Raw genomic sequence first — 21,941 nt, 5'->3', positions numbered from 1 at the left:
AGCATGACAAGCAAAAAAAATAATGAGCATATTGAACCTGAAAAGAAACAAGACACTCAGCCAGTAGTTGTTGAAAACGAAAATGCTGAATCTACAGAGACGAAACAACCTGAACAAAAACTTGATGCCTCTGCGTCAAATACTGCTCAAAGTGATCAACCTCAAGCAGAACATAAAGAGCAAATTGAGAAAGCAGAAAAGCAAGGTAAGCGCGGTGTCAAACTAGGCGCTATTGCGATCGCTATTTCTATTATTTTCAGTGGCGGTATCGCATTTCAAATGCAGCAAAAGAACGCTGAGTACTCGGCTCAAATCTCGGCTCTTCAAACACAACTGCAAAATACCCAATCTGCAGTAAATAAAGACCTGCAAACCATCAAGCAAGAGACTATCCAAGAAGCTTCTCACGCAGTGGAGAAAACTCAGGTCGTACAATCCCAGCAACAAAAAAGTATTCAAAGCCTGCAGTTAGCAGTAGCTGACGTTAAAGGCCGTCGACCGAATGACTGGTTGCTTGCTGAAGCCGATTACCTAGTAAAACTAGCAGGCCGTAAACTGTTCCTTGAGCATGATGCCGTTAGCGCAACCAAACTAATGGAAAGCGCCGATCAACGTATCGCAGCACTAAATGACCCAAGCTTGGTATCACTGCGCCAATCAATGACCAATGATATTACTAAGCTTCGCACTATTCCTCTTATCGACCGCGATGGCTTAGTTCTACGCATCACAAGCCTACAACAGCAAGTCGATACGCTACCGCTTGCCAATGCAATTCTTCCAGAAGCTGCAGTTGTTGAGAAAAAAGCGGTATCGAAAGATATTAATGATTGGCAGAACAACCTGATGACGTCGATGAAAGACTTCTCAGAAAACTTCATCACCTTCCGCAGTCGTGATGGTGAAGTCATCCCTCTACTCTCTCCCGAGCAACACTTCTACCTACGTGAGAATATCAAGGGCAAATTAGAGACCGCAATTCGCGCTGTCTACAAAGAGCAAGGTGATATCTACAGTGCAGCACTTAATACCGCTAACGAGTGGTCGAAAGCGTACCTAAACCAAGATAACAACTCAGTGATTGAATTTGAGAAAGCGGTTAAACAGTTAAGTGAACAAAACATCTCTGTGAAATACCCTGTAAAACTTGAGTCTCAAAATGAGTTGTCAGATGTGATACGTGAGCGCCTACGTCGTGAAGTCACCGTTATGACCACGGAGGAGAAATAATGATTCGTTGGATTTTTCTTTTTCTCGTTCTAGGTGCTGGGTTAATTGTTGGAACTCAGTTCTCAGGTCAACAAGGTTATGTCCTGATCTCGATAGCAAATAAGACCATTGAAATGAGCGTGACAACACTGGTTATTTTTGTCATTGCTCTTCTAGCGGCTCTATTCGGCTTAGAGTACCTATTTAAAAAGCTTATGTACGCAAGCTCAACTACTTGGAACTGGTTCAGTGTTCGTAAACTGAAACGCTCTCGTCGTTATACAAATGAAGGCATCATCAAGCTTCTTGAAGGTGACTGGAAAGGCGCTGAGAAGAAAGTAACTCGTTGGGCTAACCATCACGACATGCCTCTACTTTGTTATTTAGTCGCTTCTCAAGCGGCGCACGAGCAAGGTAATACGAGTGAGCGTGATAAGTACATCGAGCTTGCTAGCCAACAAGAGGACTCTCTACTGGCCGTTGAGCTAACTAAAGCAAAACAACAGATCAGTGAGTCGAACTACGAAGCGGCTTTCGATACACTTTCAACATTGAAAGGTTCGTACCCGAATAACACTGCTGTACTTGGCCTGCTAAAAGCCACTTACATGCAGCTTAAGTTGTGGCAGCCATTGTTAGAGCTAACGCCTAAGTTGGCTAAGAACAAGCTTCTTACAGCTGAAGAGCAAGTTGAGTTGGAACAGAAAGCACAATGTGGCTTACTTCACGATGTCGCACAGCAGCAAGGTAGCGAAGGTTTAATCAGCCATTGGAACAAGCTTTCAAGAAAACAGAAACAAAGCTCTCACCTTGTTTCCTGCTTTGTGAAGCAACTGATCGCTCGTAAAGCTGACTCAGAAGCCTTCACAGTGATCAAAGAGAACATTGCGAAGAGTGGTTCAAATGAGCTCTACATGTTGCTTCCAGAGCTTAACCTTGCCGATCACCACCCAGTCGTTGTGATGCTAGAGCGCGCCATCAGTAAAGATTGTGGCAATGCCGAAGCACACAGCGCATTGGCTCAGTTCTACCTAAGAGAACAGAAGTGGGCAGAAGCACAAACCCACTTCGAGAAAGCACTAGCACTTCGCTCTAATGTTTCAGATTACGGATACCTATCTGATGCGCTAGAGAAGCAGAACCTGACCAAAGCAGCTCATGAAGTTTCCCGTAAGGCACTCGCTCTAGTTCAACCAGCTTAATTTAGTACATCTAAAATGAAGCCGATGCTAAGCATCGGCTTTTTTATGTCTGCAGTTTGCCCTAGATAACTTCCGAAGTACCGATAGTCAAAACACTTAGGAGAAAGAACAATAGTCATCCTTCTAATAGCCTTCAAATCCTCCAACCTAAGTTGATCGAAGCTTCATCAACATAACAGTCCATTCCTAATTAAACCTACCTAGCTCTTAACTACCTACAACGAATACATATTGCTCATTGCCTTTCAAATATCATTAACGCTCTATAAGTACTGATTTTAAGTCGCAAAGTTAAATCACCATGAAATCACTCACAAGGTCTCCCAAAAAGCACAGGGAGACACTTTAGGTCAATGCGTAGATAGCTTAGTCAATTATGAAAAAAGCACGGTAGAAGCCATTAGAGTTGGCTGAAACCTATGTATAAGTTATTGAGGAATGAGGAACAGGTAGCTGGAGGGTTGTAGCGAAGAAAGAGAAAACGTTTCGCGGTGGTAGTTATCACTTAATCGAAGTGAGATCGATATTAGAGTGGGCTTAGCTATTGTAATTACTAGGTGAAAAACCCACATCCCAGCAATACGCCTCAACGCGATGGATCTTTTACGCACGCTCAATCTTCGTAACTAATCTATTGATTCAAGCCTAAAGAAAGGTGTGTATAGCAGCGGACTTAAAACTCTAGATGAAACCAATGCTGCGATACAACAAAGCCTCCCAGTTTAAAGCGAGACTTAGTCATTACACAGAGTGCGCTTAATGTAGAGCTTATACCAATTAAAGTAAAAATATGATCTAATTAAGGCCGTCGAACTCTTACAGAAAATCGCCATGGATAGCCTTAATAATACTGATTTTAAAAAGCTAGCAAGCCAACAAAAAACCATTCAAATGAAGGTTCGCTTGCTAGCACTTGCCCACTTCAAAGAAGGTCACTCGCGCACTCAAATTGCCAAATACCTTAAAGTCAGTCGAACTAGTGTAAACAAATGGGTTCAAGTATTTCTTGAAGAAGGATTGGAAGGGCTTCAAGAAAAACCTCGCACAGGCAGACCTGCATACCTCAATGCAGAACAACGAAAACAACTCAGTGCATTCATTAAGAAAGAAGCAGAGTCCCCTTCAGGCGGGCGCCTTGTCGGGAGCGATATACATGACTACATCGTGAAAAACTTTGATAAATACTACCACCCTAATTCTATCTATTATCTCCTCGACCACATGGGCTTCTCTTGGATAACTTCTCGCTCCAAACACCCTAAACAATCACAGCAAATCCAAGACGATTTTAAAAAAATTCAAAATAGAAACGATCCTTAAGATCCCCGGCCATATTGGGCTAGAGAGTGTTGATGTCTGGTTTCAAGACGAAGCTAGGTTTGGCCAACAGAACACAACGACACGTCTTTGGGCGACTCGTGGAACGAGGCCTCGCGTGGTAAAACAACAGCAATTTGAATACGCTTATTTGTTTGGTTCGGTATGCCCTGAAAGAGGAATTGGCGAAGCCATAGTGGTTCCTTGGGTTAACAAGGACATAATGACAAATCACTTAGAGCAGATATCTAAAGCTACTGAAAAAGGACGTCATGCTGTCGTTATAATGGATGGTGCAGGCTGGCATACCGATGATATTGCGAGAGAGTTTAATAACGTCAGTACTATTAAGCTTCCTCCCTACTCGCCAGAGCTTAACCCTATAGAGCAAGTTTGGAGTTGGTTGCGACAACATTATCTAGCGAATCAAAGTTTCACTGATTATAACGACATTGTTTCCAAGGTTTGTCGCGCTTGGAATGAATTTCTTGAGTGCAAAGATCGTGTCACAAAAATGAGCAGAAGGGATTGGATAAACCTGATCAGTTAATTTTCCGGATTGGTATAATCAATGGTTGATCGTGGGTTACTGGCCATAAACAACCTTTACGGAAGTCGTAACCAAGAGTTAAAACTCATACGCCAGAAACGACGAAAGCCTAGTCGTAAGACTAGGCTTTCTGATAAGTGGCGGAGTGGACGGGACTCGAACCCGCGACCCCCGGCGTGACAGGCCGGTATTCTAACCAACTGAACTACCACTCCGCAGTGGTCAACTCACTAAGTGAGCGTCCATATCTCCAGGTCGGTCAACCTAAAGATTTAATTTAAAGCCTGGCGATGTCCTACTCTCACATGGGGAAGCCCCACACTACCATCGGCGCTATTGTGTTTCACTTCTGAGTTCGGCATGGAATCAGGTGGGTCCACAATGCTATGGTCGCCAAGCAAATTTTAAAATTCGGAAAGCTTATTTAAAAGTATTTCTCTTCAAACGCATTCAAGGTCTGGTCTTTCTATTGAGTCCACAAAACCCCTTGGGTGTTGTATGGTTAAGCCTCACGGGCAATTAGTACAGGTTAGCTCAATGCCTCGCAGCACTTACACACCCTGCCTATCAACGTCGTAGTCTACGACAACCCTTTAGGACACTTATAGTGCCAGGGAAAACTCATCTCAAGGCTCGCTTCCCGCTTAGATGCTTTCAGCGGTTATCGATTCCGAACTTAGCTACCGGGCAATGCCATTGGCATGACAACCCGAACACCAGAGGTTCGTCCACTCCGGTCCTCTCGTACTAGGAGCAGCCCCTTTCAATTTTCCAACGCCCACGGCAGATAGGGACCGAACTGTCTCACGACGTTCTAAACCCAGCTCGCGTACCACTTTAAATGGCGAACAGCCATACCCTTGGGACCGACTTCAGCCCCAGGATGTGATGAGCCGACATCGAGGTGCCAAACACCGCCGTCGATATGAACTCTTGGGCGGTATCAGCCTGTTATCCCCGGAGTACCTTTTATCCGTTGAGCGATGGCCCTTCCATTCAGAACCACCGGATCACTATGACCTGCTTTCGCACCTGCTCGAATTGTCATTCTCGCAGTCAAGCGGGCTTATGCCATTGCACTAACCACACGATGTCCAACCGTGTTTAGCCCACCTTCGTGCTCCTCCGTTACTCTTTGGGAGGAGACCGCCCCAGTCAAACTACCCACCAGGCACTGTCCGTAATCCCGATTCAGGGACCAACGTTAGAACATCAAAACTACAAGGGTGGTATTTCAAGGACGACTCCACCACATCTAGCGACGCGGTTTCATAGTCTCCCACCTATCCTACACATGTAGGTTCAATGTTCAGTGCCAAGCTGTAGTAAAGGTTCACGGGGTCTTTCCGTCTAGCCGCGGGTACACTGCATCTTCACAGCGATTTCAATTTCACTGAGTCTCGGGTGGAGACAGCGTGGCCATCATTACGCCATTCGTGCAGGTCGGAACTTACCCGACAAGGAATTTCGCTACCTTAGGACCGTTATAGTTACGGCCGCCGTTTACCGGGGCTTCGATCAAGAGCTTCGACCGAAGTCTAACCCCATCAATTAACCTTCCGGCACCGGGCAGGCGTCACACCGTATACGTCATCTTACGATTTTGCACAGTGCTGTGTTTTTAATAAACAGTTGCAGCCACCTGGTATCTGCGACTCTCGTCTGCTCCATCCGCAAGGGACTTCACTGATAAGAGCGTACCTTCTCCCGAAGTTACGGTACCATTTTGCCTAGTTCCTTCACCCGAGTTCTCTCAAGCGCCTTGGTATTCTCTACCCGACCACCTGTGTCGGTTTGGGGTACGATTCCTTACAATCTGAAGCTTAGAGGCTTTTCCTGGAAGCATGGCATCAATGACTTCACTACCGTAGTAGCTCGACATCGTATCTCAGCGTTAATGAAAGTCCGGATTTACCTAAACTTTCCGCCTACGTACTTGAACCTGGACAACCGTCGCCAGGCCCACCTAGCCTTCTCCGTCCCCCCATCGCAATTGTAAGAAGTACGGGAATATTAACCCGTTTCCCATCGACTACGCCTTTCGGCCTCGCCTTAGGAGTCGACTTACCCTGCCCCGATTAACGTTGGACAGGAACCCTTGGTCTTCCGGCGAGGGAGTTTTTCACTCCCTTTATCGTTACTCATGTCAGCATTCGCACTTCTGATACCTCCAGCAGCCCTTACAGACCACCTTCAACGGCTTACAGAACGCTCCCCTACCCCACATACCCTAAGGTACGTAGCCGCAGCTTCGGTGTATAGCTTAGCCCCGTTACATCTTCCGCGCAGGCCGACTCGACCAGTGAGCTATTACGCTTTCTTTAAATGATGGCTGCTTCTAAGCCAACATCCTGGCTGTCTGAGCCTTCCCACATCGTTTCCCACTTAGCTATACTTTGGGACCTTAGCTGGCGGTCTGGGTTGTTTCCCTCTCCACGACGGACGTTAGCACCCGCCGTGTGTCTCCCGGATAGTACTTACTGGTATTCGGAGTTTGCAAAGGGTTGGTAAGTCGGGATGACCCCCTAGCCTTAACAGTGCTCTACCCCCAGTAGTATTCGTCCGAGGCGCTACCTAAATAGCTTTCGGGGAGAACCAGCTATCTCCAGGTTTGATTGGCCTTTCACCCCTAGCCACAAGTCATCCGCTAATTTTTCAACATTAGTCGGTTCGGTCCTCCAGTTGATGTTACTCAACCTTCAACCTGCCCATGGCTAGATCACCTGGTTTCGGGTCTAATCCTAGCAACTGTACGCCCAGTTAAGACTCGGTTTCCCTACGGCTCCCCTAAACGGTTAACCTTGCTACTAAAATTAAGTCGCTGACCCATTATACAAAAGGTACGCAGTCACACCACGAAGGTGCTCCTACTGCTTGTACGTACACGGTTTCAGGTTCTATTTCACTCCCCTCACAGGGGTTCTTTTCGCCTTTCCCTCACGGTACTGGTTCACTATCGGTCAGTCAGTAGTATTTAGCCTTGGAGGATGGTCCCCCCATATTCAGACAGGATATCACGTGTCCCGCCCTACTCGTTTTCACTGATTATGAGATGTCGATTACGGGGCTATCACCCTTTATTGCGGCACTTTCCAGAGCCTTCATCTGTCTCATTAAAAGCTTAAGGGCTAATCCAATTTCGCTCGCCGCTACTTTCGGAATCTCGGTTGATTTCTCTTCCTCGGGGTACTTAGATGTTTCAGTTCCCCCGGTTTGCCTCCTGTTGCTATGTATTCACAACAGGATACTTACTTATGTAAGTGGGTTTCCCCATTCAGGAATCCCAGACTCAAAAGGTTATTACTACCTAATCTGGGCTTATCGCAAGTTATTACGCCTTTCATCGCCTCTGACTGCCAAGGCATCCACCGTGTACGCTTAGTCACTTAACCATACAACCCGAAAGGGTCTTAGTGTATGGCAACTAACCAAGGTTTTTGGTTGTCATTAAGAAGGGTTAATTCTCAATGACTGTTTGCCGGACTCAATTGTGAATCAAACTAACGTTTGATTCGAATACAAGACACTTGAATGTGTTTGTTGTGTTTATCTAATGAAAGATAAACATTGAGAACTTTTAAATTTGATTGAATTACTCGTAAGTAATCAATCAGTCAGCTTTCCAAATTGTTAAAGAGCTAGATTTCTTTCGAAACCATTTTTAAATATTTTCAGATAAAAACACTTAAAGATGGTGGAGCTATGCGGGATCGAACCGCAGACCTCCTGCGTGCAAGGCAGGCGCTCTCCCAGCTGAGCTATAGCCCCATCTTTGTTTCTAGTCGATATTGGTGGGTCTGAGTGGACTCGAACCACCGACCTCCCGCTTATCAGGCGAGCGCTCTAACCAGCTGAGCTACAGACCCAATATCGTCTCTTTTACTTTTCTAAACCTAATCAATCTGTGTGGACACTCATCGTGACTATCTTCGTATAAGGAGGTGATCCAGCCCCAGGTTCCCCTAGGGCTACCTTGTTACGACTTCACCCCAGTCATGAACCACAAAGTGGTGAGCGTCCTCCCCGAAAGGTTAAACTACCCACTTCTTTTGCAGCCCACTCCCATGGTGTGACGGGCGGTGTGTACAAGGCCCGGGAACGTATTCACCGTGACATTCTGATTCACGATTACTAGCGATTCCGACTTCATGGAGTCGAGTTGCAGACTCCAATCCGGACTACGACGCACTTTTTGGGATTCGCTCACTATCGCTAGCTTGCTGCCCTCTGTATGCGCCATTGTAGCACGTGTGTAGCCCTACTCGTAAGGGCCATGATGACTTGACGTCGTCCCCACCTTCCTCCGGTTTATCACCGGCAGTCTCCCTGGAGTTCCCGACATTACTCGCTGGCAAACAAGGATAAGGGTTGCGCTCGTTGCGGGACTTAACCCAACATTTCACAACACGAGCTGACGACAGCCATGCAGCACCTGTCTCAGAGCTCCCGAAGGCACACCTGCGTCTCCGCTGGCTTCTCTGGATGTCAAGAGTAGGTAAGGTTCTTCGCGTTGCATCGAATTAAACCACATGCTCCACCGCTTGTGCGGGCCCCCGTCAATTCATTTGAGTTTTAATCTTGCGACCGTACTCCCCAGGCGGTCTACTTAACGCGTTAGCTCCGAAAGCCACGGCTCAAGGCCACAACCTCCAAGTAGACATCGTTTACGGCGTGGACTACCAGGGTATCTAATCCTGTTTGCTCCCCACGCTTTCGCATCTGAGTGTCAGTGTCTGTCCAGGGGGCCGCCTTCGCCACTGGTATTCCTTCAGATCTCTACGCATTTCACCGCTACACCTGAAATTCTACCCCCCTCTACAGCACTCTAGTTCACCAGTTTCAAATGCAGTTCCGAGGTTGAGCCCCGGGCTTTCACATCTGACTTAATGAACCACCTGCATGCGCTTTACGCCCAGTAATTCCGATTAACGCTCGCACCCTCCGTATTACCGCGGCTGCTGGCACGGAGTTAGCCGGTGCTTCTTCTGTTGCTAACGTCAAGATGCGCAGCTATTAACTACACACCCTTCCTCACAACTGAAAGTACTTTACAACCCGAAGGCCTTCTTCATACACGCGGCATGGCTGCATCAGGCTTGCGCCCATTGTGCAATATTCCCCACTGCTGCCTCCCGTAGGAGTCTGGACCGTGTCTCAGTTCCAGTGTGGCTGATCATCCTCTCAGACCAGCTAGGGATCGTCGCCTTGGTGAGCCATTACCTCACCAACTAGCTAATCCCACCTAGGCATATCTTGACGCGAGAGGCCCGAAGGTCCCCCTCTTTGGCCCGTAGGCATTATGCGGTATTAGCCATCGTTTCCAATGGTTATCCCCCACATCAAGGCAATTTCCTAGGCATTACTCACCCGTCCGCCGCTCGACGCCCATTAACGCACCCGAAGGATTGTTAGTGTCGTTTCCGCTCGACTTGCATGTGTTAGGCCTGCCGCCAGCGTTCAATCTGAGCCATGATCAAACTCTTCAATTTAAGATTTTGTGACTCAACGAATACTGACTTCAAAACTAATATTTACCGAAGTAAACATGTAATTCTAAAGCTATTACCATTCCAACAGAATGGTAATGAATTGACTGTGCCAAATAACCGAAGTTATTCGTATTGGTCACTCAGTTCATTGAAATCAATTTTGATTCCGAAGAATCTGTTTTATCTAACGATAAAACGTTTTGATATTCATCAACGAGTGCCCACACAGATTGATAGGTTTAAATTGTTAAAGAGCTTTGCTTTCAGTGCCTTAGCAAGTAAGCAGGACGCGTATAATACGCTTTCCACTTTGAAAGTCAACATAAAACTCTAAGAAACTTAGAACTCTATGGTGACTTGTCTATTAAATAGACAAAGTCGAAATTAAAGCCTGGCGATGTCCTACTCTTACATGGGGAAGCCCCACACTACCATCGGCGCTATTGTGTTTCACTTCTGAGTTCGGCATGGAATCAGGTGGGTCCACAATGCTATGGTCGCCAAGCAAATTTTGTTTAATTGACGCGCTAGCGGCAATTAATAATTCGGAAAACTGATTTAAAAGTCTCTTCAAACGCATTCAAGGTCTGGTCTTTCTATTGAGTCCACAAAACCCCTTGGGTGTTGTATGGTTAAGCCTCACGGGCAATTAGTACAGGTTAGCTCAATGCCTCGCAGCACTTACACACCCTGCCTATCAACGTCGTAGTCTACGACAACCCTTTAGGACACTTATAGTGCCAGGGAAAACTCATCTCAAGGCTCGCTTCCCGCTTAGATGCTTTCAGCGGTTATCGATTCCGAACTTAGCTACCGGGCAATGCCATTGGCATGACAACCCGAACACCAGAGGTTCGTCCACTCCGGTCCTCTCGTACTAGGAGCAGCCCCTTTCAATTTTCCAACGCCCACGGCAGATAGGGACCGAACTGTCTCACGACGTTCTAAACCCAGCTCGCGTACCACTTTAAATGGCGAACAGCCATACCCTTGGGACCGACTTCAGCCCCAGGATGTGATGAGCCGACATCGAGGTGCCAAACACCGCCGTCGATATGAACTCTTGGGCGGTATCAGCCTGTTATCCCCGGAGTACCTTTTATCCGTTGAGCGATGGCCCTTCCATTCAGAACCACCGGATCACTATGACCTGCTTTCGCACCTGCTCGAATTGTCATTCTCGCAGTCAAGCGGGCTTATGCCATTGCACTAACCACACGATGTCCAACCGTGTTTAGCCCACCTTCGTGCTCCTCCGTTACTCTTTGGGAGGAGACCGCCCCAGTCAAACTACCCACCAGGCACTGTCCGTAATCCCGATTCAGGGACCAACGTTAGAACATCAAAACTACAAGGGTGGTATTTCAAGGACGACTCCACCACATCTAGCGACGCGGTTTCATAGTCTCCCACCTATCCTACACATGTAGGTTCAATGTTCAGTGCCAAGCTGTAGTAAAGGTTCACGGGGTCTTTCCGTCTAGCCGCGGGTACACTGCATCTTCACAGCGATTTCAATTTCACTGAGTCTCGGGTGGAGACAGCGTGGCCATCATTACGCCATTCGTGCAGGTCGGAACTTACCCGACAAGGAATTTCGCTACCTTAGGACCGTTATAGTTACGGCCGCCGTTTACCGGGGCTTCGATCAAGAGCTTCGACCGAAGTCTAACCCCATCAATTAACCTTCCGGCACCGGGCAGGCGTCACACCGTATACGTCATCTTACGATTTTGCACAGTGCTGTGTTTTTAATAAACAGTTGCAGCCACCTGGTATCTGCGACTCTCGTCTGCTCCATCCGCAAGGGACTTCACTGATAAGAGCGTACCTTCTCCCGAAGTTACGGTACCATTTTGCCTAGTTCCTTCACCCGAGTTCTCTCAAGCGCCTTGGTATTCTCTACCCGACCACCTGTGTCGGTTTGGGGTACGATTCCTTACAATCTGAAGCTTAGAGGCTTTTCCTGGAAGCATGGCATCAATGACTTCACTACCGTAGTAGCTCGACATCGTATCTCAGCGTTAATGAAAGTCCGGATTTACCTAAACTTTCCGCCTACGTACTTGAACCTGGACAACCGTCGCCAGGCCCACCTAGCCTTCTCCGTCCCCCCATCGCAATTGTAAGAAGTACGGGAATATTAACCCGTTTCCCATCGACTACGCCTTTCGGCCTCGCCTTAGGAGTCGACTTACCCTGCCCCGATTAACGTTGGACAGGAACCCTTGGTCTTCCGGCGAGGGAGTTTTTCACTCCCTTTATCGTTACTCATGTCAGCATTCGCACTTCTGATACCTCCAGCAGCCCTTACAGACCACCTTCAACGGCTTACAGAACGCTCCCCTACCCCACATACCCTAAGGTACGTAGCCGCAGCTTCGGTGTATAGCTTAGCCCCGTTACATCTTCCGCGCAGGCCGACTCGACCAGTGAGCTATTACGCTTTCTTTAAATGATGGCTGCTTCTAAGCCAACATCCTGGCTGTCTGAGCCTTCCCACATCGTTTCCCACTTAGCTATACTTTGGGACCTTAGCTGGCGGTCTGGGTTGTTTCCCTCTCCACGACGGACGTTAGCACCCGCCGTGTGTCTCCCGGATAGTACTTACTGGTATTCGGAGTTTGCAAAGGGTTGGTAAGTCGGGATGACCCCCTAGCCTTAACAGTGCTCTACCCCCAGTAGTATTCGTCCGAGGCGCTACCTAAATAGCTTTCGGGGAGAACCAGCTATCTCCAGGTTTGATTGGCCTTTCACCCCTAGCCACAAGTCATCCGCTAATTTTTCAACATTAGTCGGTTCGGTCCTCCAGTTGATGTTACTCAACCTTCAACCTGCCCATGGCTAGATCACCTGGTTTCGGGTCTAATCCTAGCAACTGTACGCCCAGTTAAGACTCGGTTTCCCTACGGCTCCCCTAAACGGTTAACCTTGCTACTAAAATTAAGTCGCTGACCCATTATACAAAAGGTACGCAGTCACACCACGAAGGTGCTCCTACTGCTTGTACGTACACGGTTTCAGGTTCTATTTCACTCCCCTCACAGGGGTTCTTTTCGCCTTTCCCTCACGGTACTGGTTCACTATCGGTCAGTCAGTAGTATTTAGCCTTGGAGGATGGTCCCCCCATATTCAGACAGGATATCACGTGTCCCGCCCTACTCGTTTTCACTGATTATGAGATGTCGATTACGGGGCTATCACCCTTTATTGCGGCACTTTCCAGAGCCTTCATCTGTCTCATTAAAAGCTTAAGGGCTAATCCAATTTCGCTCGCCGCTACTTTCGGAATCTCGGTTGATTTCTCTTCCTCGGGGTACTTAGATGTTTCAGTTCCCCCGGTTTGCCTCCTGTTGCTATGTATTCACAACAGGATACTTACTTATGTAAGTGGGTTTCCCCATTCAGGAATCCCAGACTCAAAAGGTTATTACTACCTAATCTGGGCTTATCGCAAGTTATTACGCCTTTCATCGCCTCTGACTGCCAAGGCATCCACCGTGTACGCTTAGTCACTTAACCATACAACCCGAAAGGGTTTCTATTTGCTTTCACTTTAAAAAGTGAAGACAAATAAGCGTATGGCAACTAACCAAGGTTTTTGGTTGTCATTAAGAAGGGTTAATTCTCAATGACTGTTTGCCGGACTCAATTGTGAATCAAACTAACGTTTGATTCGAATACAAGACACTTGAATGTGTTTGTTGTGTTTATACCGTTCTTATTAACTAAGAGCAGATAAACATTGAGAACTTTTAAATTTGATTGAATTACTCGTAAGTAATCAATCAGTCAGCTTTCCAAATTGTTAAAGAGCATAAAGCAAAAAGCTTTAATCAATAACTTACGTTATTAATTAAAGCTCTGGCTTTAACTAAATCTAAACCATCAATCTGTGTGGACACTCATCGTGACTATCTTCGTATAAGGAGGTGATCCAGCCCCAGGTTCCCCTAGGGCTACCTTGTTACGACTTCACCCCAGTCATGAACCACAAAGTGGTGAGCGTCCTCCCCGAAAGGTTAAACTACCCACTTCTTTTGCAGCCCACTCCCATGGTGTGACGGGCGGTGTGTACAAGGCCCGGGAACGTATTCACCGTGACATTCTGATTCACGATTACTAGCGATTCCGACTTCATGGAGTCGAGTTGCAGACTCCAATCCGGACTACGACGCACTTTTTGGGATTCGCTCACTATCGCTAGCTTGCTGCCCTCTGTATGCGCCATTGTAGCACGTGTGTAGCCCTACTCGTAAGGGCCATGATGACTTGACGTCGTCCCCACCTTCCTCCGGTTTATCACCGGCAGTCTCCCTGGAGTTCCCGACATTACTCGCTGGCAAACAAGGATAAGGGTTGCGCTCGTTGCGGGACTTAACCCAACATTTCACAACACGAGCTGACGACAGCCATGCAGCACCTGTCTCAGAGCTCCCGAAGGCACACCTGCGTCTCCGCTGGCTTCTCTGGATGTCAAGAGTAGGTAAGGTTCTTCGCGTTGCATCGAATTAAACCACATGCTCCACCGCTTGTGCGGGCCCCCGTCAATTCATTTGAGTTTTAATCTTGCGACCGTACTCCCCAGGCGGTCTACTTAACGCGTTAGCTCCGAAAGCCACGGCTCAAGGCCACAACCTCCAAGTAGACATCGTTTACGGCGTGGACTACCAGGGTATCTAATCCTGTTTGCTCCCCACGCTTTCGCATCTGAGTGTCAGTGTCTGTCCAGGGGGCCGCCTTCGCCACTGGTATTCCTTCAGATCTCTACGCATTTCACCGCTACACCTGAAATTCTACCCCCCTCTACAGCACTCTAGTTCACCAGTTTCAAATGCAGTTCCGAGGTTGAGCCCCGGGCTTTCACATCTGACTTAATGAACCACCTGCATGCGCTTTACGCCCAGTAATTCCGATTAACGCTCGCACCCTCCGTATTACCGCGGCTGCTGGCACGGAGTTAGCCGGTGCTTCTTCTGTTGCTAACGTCAAGATATGCAGCTATTAACTACACACCCTTCCTCACAACTGAAAGTACTTTACAACCCGAAGGCCTTCTTCATACACGCGGCATGGCTGCATCAGGCTTGCGCCCATTGTGCAATATTCCCCACTGCTGCCTCCCGTAGGAGTCTGGACCGTGTCTCAGTTCCAGTGTGGCTGATCATCCTCTCAGACCAGCTAGGGATCGTCGCCTTGGTGAGCCATTACCTCACCAACTAGCTAATCCCACCTAGGCATATCTTGACGCGAGAGGCCCGAAGGTCCCCCTCTTTGGCCCGTAGGCATTATGCGGTATTAGCCATCGTTTCCAATGGTTATCCCCCACATCAAGGCAATTTCCTAGGCATTACTCACCCGTCCGCCGCTCGACGCCCATTAACGCACCCGAAGGATTGTTAGTGTCGTTTCCGCTCGACTTGCATGTGTTAGGCCTGCCGCCAGCGTTCAATCTGAGCCATGATCAAACTCTTCAATTTAAGATTTTGTGACTCAACGAATACTGACTTCAAAACTAATATTTACCGAAGTAAACATGTAATTCTAAAGCTATTACCATTCCAACAGAATGGTAATGAATTGACTGTGCCAAATAACCGAAGTTATTCGTATTGGTCACTCAGTTCATTGAAATCAATTTTGATTCCGAAGAATCTGTTTTATCTAACGATAAAACGTTTTGATATTCATCAACGAGTGCCCACACAGATTGATAGGTTTAAATTGTTAAAGAGCTTTGCTTTCAGTGCCTTAGCAAGTAAGCAGGACGCGTATAATACGCTTTCCACTTTGAAAGTCAACATAAAACTCTAAGAAACTTAGAACTCTATGGTGACTTGTCTATTAAATAGACAAAGTCGAAATTAAAGCCTGGCGATGTCCTACTCTCACATGGGGAAGCCCCACACTACCATCGGCGCTATTGTGTTTCACTTCTGAGTTCGGCATGGAATCAGGTGGGTCCACAATGCTATGGTCGCCAAGCAAATTTTAAAATTCGGAAAGCTTATTTAAAAGTATTTCTCTTCAAACGCATTCAAGGTCTGGTCTTTCTATTGAGTCCACAAAACCCCTTGGGTGTTGTATGGTTAAGCCTCACGGGCAATTAGTACAGGTTAGCTCAATGCCTCGCAGCACTTACACACCCTGCCTATCAACGTCGTAGTCTACGACAACCCTTTAGGACACTTATAGTGCCAGGGAAAACTCATCTCAAGGCTCGCTTCCCGCTTAGATGCTTTCAGCGGTTATCGATTCCGAACTTAGCTACCGGGCAATGCCATTGGCATGACAACCCGAACACCAGAGGTTCGTCCACTCCGGTCCTCTCGTACTAGGAGCAGCCCCTTTCAATTTTCCAACGCCCACGGCAGATAGGGACCGAACTGTCTCACGACGTTCTAAACCCAGCTCGCGTACCACTTTAAATGGCGAACAGCCATACCCTTGGGACCGACTTCAGCCCCAGGATGTGATGAGCCGACATCGAGGTGCCAAACACCGCCGTCGATATGAACTCTTGGGCGGTATCAGCCTGTTATCCCCGGAGTACCTTTTATCCGTTGAGCGATGGCCCTTCCATTCAGAACCACCGGATCACTATGACCTGCTTTCGCACCTGCTCGAATTGTCATTCTCGCAGTCAAGCGGGCTTATGCCATTGCACTAACCACACGATGTCCAACCGTGTTTAGCCCACCTTCGTGCTCCTCCGTTACTCTTTGGGAGGAGACCGCCCCAGTCAAACTACCCACCAGGCACTGTCCGTAATCCCGATTCAGGGACCAACGTTAGAACATCAAAACTACAAGGGTGGTATTTCAAGGACGACTCCACCACATCTAGCGACGCGGTTTCATAGTCTCCCACCTATCCTACACATGTAGGTTCAATGTTCAGTGCCAAGCTGTAGTAAAGGTTCACGGGGTCTTTCCGTCTAGCCGCGGGTACACTGCATCTTCACAGCGATTTCAATTTCACTGAGTCTCGGGTGGAGACAGCGTGGCCATCATTACGCCATTCGTGCAGGTCGGAACTTACCCGACAAGGAATTTCGCTACCTTAGGACCGTTATAGTTACGGCCGCCGTTTACCGGGGCTTCGATCAAGAGCTTCGACCGAAGTCTAACCCCATCAATTAACCTTCCGGCACCGGGCAGGCGTCACACCGTATACGTCATCTTACGATTTTGCACAGTGCTGTGTTTTTAATAAACAGTTGCAGCCACCTGGTATCTGCGACTCTCGTCTGCTCCATCCGCAAGGGACTTCACTGATAAGAGCGTACCTTCTCCCGAAGTTACGGTACCATTTTGCCTAGTTCCTTCACCCGAGTTCTCTCAAGCGCCTTGGTATTCTCTACCCGACCACCTGTGTCGGTTTGGGGTACGATTCCTTACAATCTGAAGCTTAGAGGCTTTTCCTGGAAGCATGGCATCAATGACTTCACTACCGTAGTAGCTCGACATCGTATCTCAGCGTTAATGAAAGTCCGGATTTACCTAAACTTTCCGCCTACGTACTTGAACCTGGACAACCGTCGCCAGGCCCACCTAGCCTTCTCCGTCCCCCCATCGCAATTGTAAGAAGTACGGGAATATTAACCCGTTTCCCATCGACTACGCCTTTCGGCCTCGCCTTAGGAGTCGACTTACCCTGCCCCGATTAACGTTGGACAGGAACCCTTGGTCTTCCGGCGAGGGAGTTTTTCACTCCCTTTATCGTTACTCATGTCAGCATTCGCACTTCTGATACCTCCAGCAGCCCTTACAGACCACCTTCAACGGCTTACAGAACGCTCCCCTACCCCACATACCCTAAGGTACGTAGCCGCAGCTTCGGTGTATAGCTTAGCCCCGTTACATCTTCCGCGCAGGCCGACTCGACCAGTGAGCTATTACGCTTTCTTTAAATGATGGCTGCTTCTAAGCCAACATCCTGGCTGTCTGAGCCTTCCCACATCGTTTCCCACTTAGCTATACTTTGGGACCTTAGCTGGCGGTCTGGGTTGTTTCCCTCTCCACGACGGACGTTAGCACCCGCCGTGTGTCTCCCGGATAGTACTTACTGGTATTCGGAGTTTGCAAAGGGTTGGTAAGTCGGGATGACCCCCTAGCCTTAACAGTGCTCTACCCCCAGTAGTATTCGTCCGAGGCGCTACCTAAATAGCTTTCGGGGAGAACCAGCTATCTCCAGGTTTGATTGGCCTTTCACCCCTAGCCACAAGTCATCCGCTAATTTTTCAACATTAGTCGGTTCGGTCCTCCAGTTGATGTTACTCAACCTTCAACCTGCCCATGGCTAGATCACCTGGTTTCGGGTCTAATCCTAGCAACTGTACGCCCAGTTAAGACTCGGTTTCCCTACGGCTCCCCTAAACGGTTAACCTTGCTACTAAAATTAAGTCGCTGACCCATTATACAAAAGGTACGCAGTCACACCACGAAGGTGCTCCTACTGCTTGTACGTACACGGTTTCAGGTTCTATTTCACTCCCCTCACAGGGGTTCTTTTCGCCTTTCCCTCACGGTACTGGTTCACTATCGGTCAGTCAGTAGTATTTAGCCTTGGAGGATGGTCCCCCCATATTCAGACAGGATATCACGTGTCCCGCCCTACTCGTTTTCACTGATTATGAGATGTCGATTACGGGGCTATCACCCTTTATTGCGGCACTTTCCAGAGCCTTCATCTGTCTCATTAAAAGCTTAAGGGCTAATCCAATTTCGCTCGCCGCTACTTTCGGAATCTCGGTTGATTTCTCTTCCTCGGGGTACTTAGATGTTTCAGTTCCCCCGGTTTGCCTCCTGTTGCTATGTATTCACAACAGGATACTTGCTTATGCAAGTGGGTTTCCCCATTCAGGAATCCCAGACTCAAAAGGTTATTACTACCTAATCTGGGCTTATCGCAAGTTATTACGCCTTTCATCGCCTCTGACTGCCAAGGCATCCACCGTGTACGCTTAGTCACTTAACCATACAACCCGAAAGGGTCTTAGTGTATGGCAACTAACCAAGGTTTTTGGTTGTCATCAAGAAGGGTTAATTCTTGATAACTGTTTGCCGGACTCAATTGTGAATCAAACTAAAGTTTGATTCGAATACAAGACACTTGAATGTGTTTGTTGTGTTTATCTAATGAAAGATAAACATTGAGAACTTTTAAATTTGATTGAATTACTCGTAAGTAATCAATCAGTCAGCTTTCCAAATTGTTAAAGAGCATAAAGCAAAAAGCTTTAATCAATAACTTACGTTATTAATTAAAGCTCTGGCTTTAACTAAATCTAAACCATCAATCTGTGTGGACACTCATCGTGACTATCTTCGTATAAGGAGGTGATCCAGCCCCAGGTTCCCCTAGGGCTACCTTGTTACGACTTCACCCCAGTCATGAACCACAAAGTGGTGAGCGTCCTCCCCGAAAGGTTAAACTACCCACTTCTTTTGCAGCCCACTCCCATGGTGTGACGGGCGGTGTGTACAAGGCCCGGGAACGTATTCACCGTGACATTCTGATTCACGATTACTAGCGATTCCGACTTCATGGAGTCGAGTTGCAGACTCCAATCCGGACTACGACGCACTTTTTGGGATTCGCTCACTATCGCTAGCTTGCTGCCCTCTGTATGCGCCATTGTAGCACGTGTGTAGCCCTACTCGTAAGGGCCATGATGACTTGACGTCGTCCCCACCTTCCTCCGGTTTATCACCGGCAGTCTCCCTGGAGTTCCCGACATTACTCGCTGGCAAACAAGGATAAGGGTTGCGCTCGTTGCGGGACTTAACCCAACATTTCACAACACGAGCTGACGACAGCCATGCAGCACCTGTCTCAGAGCTCCCGAAGGCACACCTGCGTCTCCGCTGGCTTCTCTGGATGTCAAGAGTAGGTAAGGTTCTTCGCGTTGCATCGAATTAAACCACATGCTCCACCGCTTGTGCGGGCCCCCGTCAATTCATTTGAGTTTTAATCTTGCGACCGTACTCCCCAGGCGGTCTACTTAACGCGTTAGCTCCGAAAGCCACGGCTCAAGGCCACAACCTCCAAGTAGACATCGTTTACGGCGTGGACTACCAGGGTATCTAATCCTGTTTGCTCCCCACGCTTTCGCATCTGAGTGTCAGTGTCTGTCCAGGGGGCCGCCTTCGCCACTGGTATTCCTTCAGATCTCTACGCATTTCACCGCTACACCTGAAATTCTACCCCCCTCTACAGCACTCTAGTTCACCAGTTTCAAATGCAGTTCCGAGGTTGAGCCCCGGGCTTTCACATCTGACTTAATGAACCACCTGCATGCGCTTTACGCCCAGTAATTCCGATTAACGCTCGCACCCTCCGTATTACCGCGGCTGCTGGCACGGAGTTAGCCGGTGCTTCTTCTGTTGCTAACGTCAAGATGTGCAGCTATTAACTACACACCCTTCCTCACAACTGAAAGTACTTTACAACCCGAAGGCCTTCTTCATACACGCGGCATGGCTGCATCAGGCTTGCGCCCATTGTGCAATATTCCCCACTGCTGCCTCCCGTAGGAGTCTGGACCGTGTCTCAGTTCCAGTGTGGCTGATCATCCTCTCAGACCAGCTAGGGATCGTCGCCTTGGTGAGCCATTACCTCACCAACTAGCTAATCCCACCTAGGCATATCTTGACGCGAGAGGCCCGAAGGTCCCCCTCTTTGGCCCGTAGGCATTATGCGGTATTAGCCATCGTTTCCAATGGTTATCCCCCACATCAAGGCAATTTCCTAGGCATTACTCACCCGTCCGCCGCTCGACGCCCATTAACGCACCCGAAAGATTGTTAGTGTCGTTTCCGCTCGACTTGCATGTGTTAGGCCTGCCGCCAGCGTTCAATCTGAGCCATGATCAAACTCTTCAATTTAAGATTTTGTGACTCAACGAATACTGACTTCAAAACTATTCTTTATAAATAAAGAGTGTAATTTTAAAGCTATTACCATTCCAACAGAATGGTAATGAATTGACTGTGCCGAATAACTACAAGTAGTTAAACGTATTGGTCACTCAGTTCATTGAAATCAATTTTGTTACCGAAGTAACTGTTACTACCTAAGTAATAACGTTTTGATATTCATCAACGAGTGCCCACACAGATTGATAGGTTTAAATTGTTAAAGAGCTTCACTTGTTGAGCGTTCCTTTTAAGTAAGGAGCCTCTCGAAGTGGACGGCCATTCTAGCGAATTAACATTCAGTGTCAAACACTTTTTGAAAATTAATTATTGTCGCTTTCCGTCTGACTGATTATTGCTGAAGCCTTGTGGCGTCTGCCGTCTCAGTGGTGTCGCATTATAGGGAACCCTCTCAGCTTAGCAACTACTTTTTCATGAAAAATGAATAAACAGAGCTTAAGTGCCTAATAGTTCACCTAAACGGAAAAAAGAGAGCATTTCTACTCTCTTTTTACTCTAAATCTAAAAGTATTCTTAAATAAACGCGTAAGCATCTGCATACATATGGTCACGCTTTGCTTCTTTATTCTGAGTAAACAAGTCTCTTGCAGCACCTGCCATTTCGAAACGACCCGCAATGTAGATATCAAAATCAGCTAATGATTCGAAACTTTGCGTGATTGCTTCAAGTACATTACCCGTTTGACCGTGCCAAACTTCAGGTGCTTCTTCTACTACTGGTACAAAATGCACATTGCTGTGTTTTGCTGCAATGTCGACAAGCTCTTCTTTCGCATACAGTTGGCACTCATCTTTTGCGCCCCAGTATAGATGAATCTCTTTTTTACTGTTCTGAGCAATACAGTGATCGAGAATAGAGCGCACGTAGCTAAAGCCAGTACCACCAGCAATGAGTAACAGAGGACGATCGCTTTCTTCTTTAATCCACGCATCACCGTGCGGAGCATCAATAGCTATGTCGCCATCTTCAGCTTGCGCTTTCTTCATTACCTCAACAACTTCTGAAGCGTAAGCATTGTGCTCAGCTGCACCAATGTGTAACTCAAGCTCACCTTCATGACGACAAGGGCTGCTTGCAATCGAAAATGGACGCTTGTCTTTTTCACCCATTTCAACCATCAAGTATTGGCCCGCTTTAAAAGCGACCGGTGTTTCTGGGTGAAGTAGGATTTGGTAAGTATTACAAGCCAAAGGCTCGATAGACTTCACTTTACATTTAATAGTCATGTTCTTC

Annotated in this window: 4 protein-coding genes, 3 tRNA genes and 9 rRNA genes; 3 read left to right on the top strand and 13 right to left on the bottom strand. The window is 47.6% G+C overall.

Translation table 11 applies throughout. The features are described 5' to 3' along the window. Positions 1 to 3: 3 nt before the first annotated feature. The 3 genes from OCV44_RS00385 to OCV44_RS00375 all read left to right on the top strand — a co-directional run bounded on the left by OCV44_RS00385 (position 4) and on the right by OCV44_RS00375 (position 4,278). Complete coding sequence (locus tag OCV44_RS00385) at positions 4 to 1,230, top strand: uroporphyrinogen-III C-methyltransferase (protein WP_139685716.1); 1,227 nt, start codon at positions 4 to 6, stop codon at positions 1,228 to 1,230. Beyond that, entirely contained in the window at positions 1,230 to 2,411 is a 1,182-nt protein-coding gene (locus OCV44_RS00380) for a heme biosynthesis protein HemY (RefSeq protein WP_139685717.1), read from the top strand. The genes OCV44_RS00385 and OCV44_RS00380 overlap by 1 nt, the downstream gene beginning before the upstream one ends. 831 nt (positions 2,412 to 3,242) lie before the next feature. Then, positions 3,243 to 4,278, top strand: a protein-coding gene (locus OCV44_RS00375) for an IS630 family transposase (protein WP_157665725.1) whose coding sequence is annotated in 2 segments (ribosomal slippage) — positions 3,243 to 3,701 and positions 3,703 to 4,278 — 1,035 coding nt in all. Because the reading frame shifts where the segments join, the coding sequence is not laid out codon by codon here. 138 nt (positions 4,279 to 4,416) lie between these two features. Here OCV44_RS00375 and OCV44_RS00370 read toward each other — a convergent pair. From OCV44_RS00370 to fre, 13 genes are all read right to left on the bottom strand, one after another. After that, a tRNA-Asp gene (locus tag OCV44_RS00370) sits at positions 4,417 to 4,493 on the bottom strand. Positions 4,494 to 4,560: 67 nt separating this feature from the next. Further along, positions 4,561 to 4,676: ribosomal RNA gene (gene rrf / locus OCV44_RS00365) — 5S ribosomal RNA — on the bottom strand. Positions 4,677 to 4,776: 100 nt separating this feature from the next. Further along, positions 4,777 to 7,670: ribosomal RNA gene (locus OCV44_RS00360) — 23S ribosomal RNA — on the bottom strand. A 300-nt stretch (positions 7,671 to 7,970) separates the two neighbouring features. After that, positions 7,971 to 8,046 (bottom strand) — tRNA-Ala (locus OCV44_RS00355). Positions 8,047 to 8,067: 21 nt separating this feature from the next. Then, a tRNA-Ile gene (locus OCV44_RS00350) sits at positions 8,068 to 8,144 on the bottom strand. A gap of 68 nt (positions 8,145 to 8,212) precedes the next feature. Next, positions 8,213 to 9,767 (bottom strand): 16S ribosomal RNA (locus OCV44_RS00345). Positions 9,768 to 10,156: 389 nt separating this feature from the next. Next, a 5S ribosomal RNA gene (gene rrf / locus OCV44_RS00340) occupies positions 10,157 to 10,272 on the bottom strand. A gap of 123 nt (positions 10,273 to 10,395) precedes the next feature. Beyond that, a 23S ribosomal RNA gene (locus OCV44_RS00335) occupies positions 10,396 to 13,289 on the bottom strand. Positions 13,290 to 13,692: 403 nt separating this feature from the next. Beyond that, positions 13,693 to 15,247, bottom strand: a 16S ribosomal RNA gene (locus tag OCV44_RS00330). 389 nt (positions 15,248 to 15,636) lie between these two features. Then, positions 15,637 to 15,752 (bottom strand): 5S ribosomal RNA (gene rrf / locus OCV44_RS00325). A 100-nt stretch (positions 15,753 to 15,852) separates the two neighbouring features. Continuing rightward, positions 15,853 to 18,746 (bottom strand): 23S ribosomal RNA (locus OCV44_RS00320). A 355-nt stretch (positions 18,747 to 19,101) separates the two neighbouring features. Next, positions 19,102 to 20,656, bottom strand: a 16S ribosomal RNA gene (locus OCV44_RS00315). The 16S, 23S and 5S rRNA genes sit together here with 3 tRNA genes alongside, the layout of an rRNA operon. A 564-nt stretch (positions 20,657 to 21,220) precedes the next feature. Beyond that, entirely contained in the window at positions 21,221 to 21,934 is a 714-nt protein-coding gene (fre, locus tag OCV44_RS00310; protein ID WP_139686179.1) for an NAD(P)H-flavin reductase, read from the bottom strand. Between the last annotated feature and the right edge of the window lie 7 nt (positions 21,935 to 21,941).

The sequence above is a fragment of the Vibrio tasmaniensis genome (genome assembly GCF_024347635.1).
Taxonomy (GTDB): domain Bacteria; phylum Pseudomonadota; class Gammaproteobacteria; order Enterobacterales; family Vibrionaceae; genus Vibrio; species Vibrio tasmaniensis.
Note: the sequence above shows the minus strand (reverse complement) of the source record. Positions and strands in the feature narration are given on the sequence as shown.